The 4,882-nt window shown below is 67.9% G+C and carries 6 protein-coding genes; 4 read left to right on the top strand and 2 right to left on the bottom strand.

Annotated features, from left to right (window positions below):
* Positions 1-392: 392 nt before the first annotated feature.
* The 4 genes from ACYU7L_RS13445 to ACYU7L_RS13430 all read left to right on the top strand — a co-directional run bounded on the left by ACYU7L_RS13445 (position 393) and on the right by ACYU7L_RS13430 (position 2,221).
* On the top strand, positions 393-845 hold the full coding sequence (locus tag ACYU7L_RS13445; protein WP_460797436.1) for a hypothetical protein: 453 nt from the start codon (positions 393-395) through the stop codon (positions 843-845).
* Between the two features lie 84 nt (positions 846-929).
* Positions 930-1,154, top strand: a complete 225-nt coding sequence (locus ACYU7L_RS13440; RefSeq protein WP_460797434.1) for a hypothetical protein — start codon at positions 930-932, stop codon at positions 1,152-1,154.
* Between the two features lie 88 nt (positions 1,155-1,242).
* Complete coding sequence (ssb, locus tag ACYU7L_RS13435; RefSeq protein WP_460797432.1) at positions 1,243-1,662, top strand: single-stranded DNA-binding protein; 420 nt, start codon at positions 1,243-1,245, stop codon at positions 1,660-1,662.
* Positions 1,663-1,801: 139 nt separating this feature from the next.
* Entirely contained in the window at positions 1,802-2,221 is a 420-nt protein-coding gene (locus ACYU7L_RS13430; protein WP_460797430.1) for a hypothetical protein, read from the top strand.
* Positions 2,222-2,939: 718 nt separating this feature from the next.
* On the opposite strand, the gene ACYU7L_RS13425 is transcribed toward ACYU7L_RS13430, so the two are convergent.
* Both ACYU7L_RS13425 and ACYU7L_RS13420 read right to left on the bottom strand, forming a co-directional pair.
* On the bottom strand, positions 2,940-4,118 hold the full coding sequence (locus ACYU7L_RS13425; RefSeq protein ID WP_460797428.1) for a cytochrome P450: 1,179 nt from the start codon (positions 4,116-4,118) through the stop codon (positions 2,940-2,942).
* 290 nt (positions 4,119-4,408) lie between these two features.
* Positions 4,409-4,882, bottom strand: a 474-nt coding sequence (locus ACYU7L_RS13420) for a hypothetical protein (protein ID WP_460797426.1), incomplete at its 5' end; no start/stop codon positions are given.

Below are 4,882 nucleotides of genomic sequence, written 5' to 3'. Positions count from 1 at the left end.
GGGGAGGGCCCCGGCCCTCCCCACACCCCACCCGGACAGGCCGACGACAACGGTCGTCGACCTCACCACCAGCGCCCCAGGGCGGCCGGCGACAGAGGCCGGCCGATCGCCACGACCTGCGGCCGTGACCCCCTTCTCCAGAAGCAGGACTTTCTCTCCCGGGCTGTCGATTCTGGGTCGCGGTCACCTCCGCGCAACCCCGCGCTGCACGCCGGCGCCGGGTGCTCGGCGCGAGCGAGCTCGCTGATTTCCTCCCACCGGGCACCGGTCCCGGGGTTGCACTCCGGCGCCCCATCGCGGCCCGTCATCTAAAAGCGCCCGGGGAGGGCGAAAATCGGTCGGCAACGCAGAGCCGAGCACCCCCGTGGGCATCTCACAGGAGGTCCATTCCCATGACGCACACGCTGACGGTCGTTTCACCCCTACTGCCCGGGACCGTGGTCGACGGCGACCCGCACCTGGCCTACTGCGACAAGCCGAGCGGCCTGTCGTTCGTGTGGACCGGCGACCTGGCTGAGCCGATCCATGTCCAGCACGGCGGCTACGGGGAGCCCACCATCGCGCTGATCGACCCCGCACCCCTCTACCCGGGCGGCCACGAGACACCCGCCGAGGTCCTCGCATGGTTCGCCAGGACGTGTGAGCGGTGGAACCAGGCCTGGGACGGCGTCTCGGGAACCATCGCCGAGCACCAGGTCACCGGGCGCTGCAGCAACCGCCTCGCAGGTGGACCTCTGGTCTGTGACAACACCGACCCCCGCCACCTCCCGGGCCACGGCTGCACCGACGCAGCCACCACCGGCTCCTGGCGCAACGGCGACGACCACGAAGGCGGACTCGGCTAACCCCACGTCTCCGGGTGGGAGGGAGGTCCGCCACGGATCTCCCTCTCCCCGGCACCAACCCCCCTCTTGAGAGGACCACTTGCCATGAAGGTGAAGGACCGCGCTGCAGCGCTCACCCGCGCCAAGCAGGCACTGAGCTACCTCGAGTCCCACCCCGCCACCAGCTGCGACCAGCTCGGCGTCGCCCGGGAGCACCTGAACCGGATCCACCGCCACGCCGAGCGGGCCTACCTCATCGACGTCGTCGAAGGGATCGAGCAGATCGTCCTCGACGTCTACGGCCACCACCCCGAGCACCACCCCACCTGAGAAGCACCCGGCTTCACGGCCGGCCTGGCACTGATCGGTGTCGGTGCCGGCAACAACACTCACCCACCAGATGCAAGGAGTAAGTCCCATGACCAAGATCGTCACCATCGCCGGCAACCTCGCCGCCGACCCCGAGCTGCGGTTCACCAACGGCGAAGGCAAGGCCGTAGCGAACATGCGCGTGCTGTGCAACGAGCGGTTCTTCAACCGCGACACCGAGCAGTGGGAGAACGGCGAGACCGTCGGGTTCAACGTCGAGGTCTGGGAGCAGGCGGCCGAGAACCTCGCGGAGTCCCTCACCCGAGGCATGGCCGTCTTCGTGCACGGCGAGATGAAGGTCAACACCTGGACCGGGGACGACGGCGAGACCAAGAGCTGGCACTACATCAAGGCCCACCACTTCGGTCCCGACCTCAAGCACGCCACCACGACGGTCACCAAGAACCCCAAGACCACCAACCACGGCGCCCAGCCCACGACTGGCCCCGGCGACGAGCCCCCGTTCTGAGGCCCATCCGCCGGGGGAGGGGCGCCGGCTTGTCCACAGGCCGGCGCCAACGGCCCCATCGACCAGGCGCCGGCGCAACAATGAAGCCCGCCCGCCCGAACCCGCGTCCCACACCACCTCTGCGAAGGAGCACCACCTGATGACTGCCACCTGTGAGCGTCTGCTGCACGACGGCCGGCCCATGCTCCGCAACGGCGACGAGCCGGGCTGGGCCGACTACGCCTACGACTCGATCCGGGCCCTCAACCACATCACCTCCAGCTACGGGCGCCACCCGATCCCGGCCCCGGTCGCCTACCGGCTCCTGGGAGATCTCTCCGGGATGGCCGGGATGCTCCCGCAGCTGTGCCAGCAGCTCGGCGGAGGCCTCGGCGCGTCCCTGGAGACCTTCGACGTCTACGACAACAACCGCGAACCCGCCCAGAGCGTCGCCCAGGCCATCGACGCCCTCACCCAAGCCGCGAACCTCGCGAAGCGGCTCACCGCCGCACTCGACGAGGCGCAGAGCGCGATCAACGCCCAGGGCTACAACGACGGCAGCGGCGCCAACGAGCAGTGATGGAACAATGCAATAGGACCCTGTCCGCCTCGCCTGAGCGCTGCGGACTGCCGAAGAACCACGAGCGCACCGGTGTTCCGCAACGTGTGTGCCTGCAAGTGAGTGCCACCGCCCCTCGATCCGACTGGGGTGTGAGTCCCGACGTGATCTGCTGCGGAGAGGCCCCTGGTCGGCATACCGTCAACCAGGACCGACGGGGAGGGGACACCCTCATGGACTCAATGAGCAATGACCTGAGCATGGCGCTGGGTGCTCTGGCTCGCTACCTGCTAGGCCAGCGGGCCTCCTGGGATTCGATGGTGGACGAGGTCTGTCGGCTGGCGCCGAGCCCAGCACAGCTGACCCGTGCCTTCACCGACGCACGGGGCTCCTATCTAGCCGCCCCGGCCCACCATGGTGAAGATCTTCAAGTGGCAGCTGTCATTGCCTTCGCTGCCGAGCAAACCCGGGAGGTACCTTCAGCACACGGGCCAGACCCGGATCTCGGATCCCGGACCCGCTGAGTGCTTAACGAGACCAGGGTGACCCTGGGGGCGCCCGCGCCCTGGACACCCCATGTGGGGGAAATGGGTCTTGATCCTGGTTCTTTGGACACGCTGAATCCCAGCATCTGCTGGGGAAGCGAGATGATGGAAGGATCATGGCCAGGAACCGGGGGTAGGGCCCGACGGGCTGTTCCTGTGGCTGCCGCCCGCGCCTGATCTTGCGCGGAGCTGAGCTATTCCAGGGGCAGGGACACGTAGCCGCGGATGGGGCCGGAGCGGAGCCGAACGGCCGAGTCCAGGTCGACGTCCCAGTCCGGCTTGCGGGCGAGGAGTGTCTGCAGTGCGATGCGCGCTTCGAGCCGTGCCAGCGCCGCGCCGAGGCAGAAGTGGATCCCGCGTCCGAACGCGACTTGCCGCTCGGGTAGGCGATGGAGGTCGAAGTGGTCCGCCTTGGCAAAGGCTTGGTCGTCGCGGTTGGCGGATCCGAAGAGAAGTAACACGGTCTGGCCGGCCGCCATGTGTTGTCCGTGCAGGTCGACCGGGCGGGTCAGGGTGCGTGAGAGGCCCTGGACGGGGGAGTCGTAGCGGAGCAGCTCTTCGACGGCGTCGGGGACGAGTTCTGGGCGGTCCGCCAGCTGCCGGCGGCTATCGGGATGCTGAGCGAGCACGACCGCGCTGTTGGAGAGCAGGTTCGTGGTGGTCTCGTGTCCGGCCACGAGCAGGAGCAGGCAGAACCCGAGGAGTTCCTCCTCGGTGAGGCGCTTGCCGTCGGCGTCGGCCTGGACCAGCGCGCTCATGAGGTCGTCGTGCGGGCGCGCGCGTCGTTCCGCGAGAAACCCTGAGAAGTACTCGTAGAGCGATGCGGCGGCGTCGAGGCCGGTGCCGAACTCGCCACGGGTGGGGTTGGATTGGATGAGGGTCGTGGACCAGATGCGGAACCGGTCACGGTCGGCCCGTGGTACGCCGAGCATATCGGCGATCACGATGGCGGGGAGGGGGCCGGCGAGTCCGGAGACGAAGTCCCACCGGCCGGACTCTGGCGAATCGCTGAGAAGGTCGTCGACGATGGTGTGGATGTGCGGCTCCAGTGCGGCGATGCGCCGGGGGGTGAACGCCTTGCTGACGATCTTGCGCAGTGCGGTGTGCCGCGGTGGGTCGGTCATGATGAGCATGGGCAGGAACAACTGGGTCATGTCGACCCCGGGAGGGGTCGGGAAGATCCCGGACGCCGAGGAGTACGTCGCCGGGTCGGCGAGAGCTGCGCTGACGTCGTCGTAGCGGCTGAGCACCCAGGTGTTCGCCTGCACCGACCAGTAGGCGGGGGCTTCGTTGCGAAGCTCTCGGTAGATCGGGTAGGGGTCGACGATGATGTTGGGATCGAACGGGCTGTAGGTCAGTTGCTGACTGCTCATCGGCACTCTCCAGGTGATGTTCATCGCGTGCCTCCTGCGGAGGCGCCCATCCACGCCGCTGCACTCCTGTCGGGGATCTACACGACTCACCTGAGGCATGCTGCGAGGGGTGATGATCCCCATCACGGCCGAGGTATCTCCCGTTTGCAACAGCGCGGTTGTACTCCGAGTACAACACGCGGAACAACTCAGGTCGAGACCCCTGGCGGGTCAAGGGTCGTCCGCAGCTTTGGCGAAAAGCGACCACCGAGCGGTTTGGCGGTCGTCGGCGGGCTGCCGACGGTGGGCCGTCACACTCGCCGCGTGGCTCGTCTCATGATGAGACCGAGAGCCGCTGTGGCGGCGATCAGGTCTTGGCTCAGCAGTGCGGCCGGCATTCCCAGGATCCGCTGGGGGATGCGGTGCTGGTCGTAGGGTGAGGTGCCGGGTATGAGCAGGGTCAGGTTGAACGGTGCCCAGCGGGCGATCGGCAGCAGTGCTGCGGCGGTGATGAGTCGTTCCGAAGAGGGGTCGTGCGGCCGGCGGCTGTGCAGCAGCCAGAGTGCCACGAGTCCTTCCGTTGTCGCGCTGACGACCTCCGACGTGCCGTGCCAGCGGGCGTGTGGCCCGTACTCGGGGCCGAAGGTATGGCGGCGGTTCCAGTCTGCCAGCCACGGAAGCGTGTCCGTGGCCATGGAAAAGTCCCCACTGGTGGCCAGATAGCGGTCCCCAGCGGTGGCCAGAAGTAAGTTCCCACTCTTCGTCGTGTCGTGAGAGCCGTTGAG

The organism is Nocardioides pacificus (assembly GCF_054775955.1).
This window is presented reverse-complemented; position numbering and strand designations above follow the sequence as displayed.

Coding starts and splice junctions, on each gene's coding strand:
- ACYU7L_RS13445 (WP_460797436.1), top strand. CDS start 393: ATGACGCACACGCTGACGGTCGTTTCACCCCTACTGCCCGGGACCGTG.
- ACYU7L_RS13430 (WP_460797430.1), top strand. CDS start 1,802: ATGACTGCCACCTGTGAGCGTCTGCTGCACGACGGCCGGCCCATGCTC.
- ssb (WP_460797432.1), top strand. CDS start 1,243: ATGACCAAGATCGTCACCATCGCCGGCAACCTCGCCGCCGACCCCGAG.
- ACYU7L_RS13425 (WP_460797428.1), bottom strand. CDS start 4,118: ATGAGCAGTCAGCAACTGACCTACAGCCCGTTCGATCCCAACATCATC.
- ACYU7L_RS13440 (WP_460797434.1), top strand. CDS start 930: ATGAAGGTGAAGGACCGCGCTGCAGCGCTCACCCGCGCCAAGCAGGCA.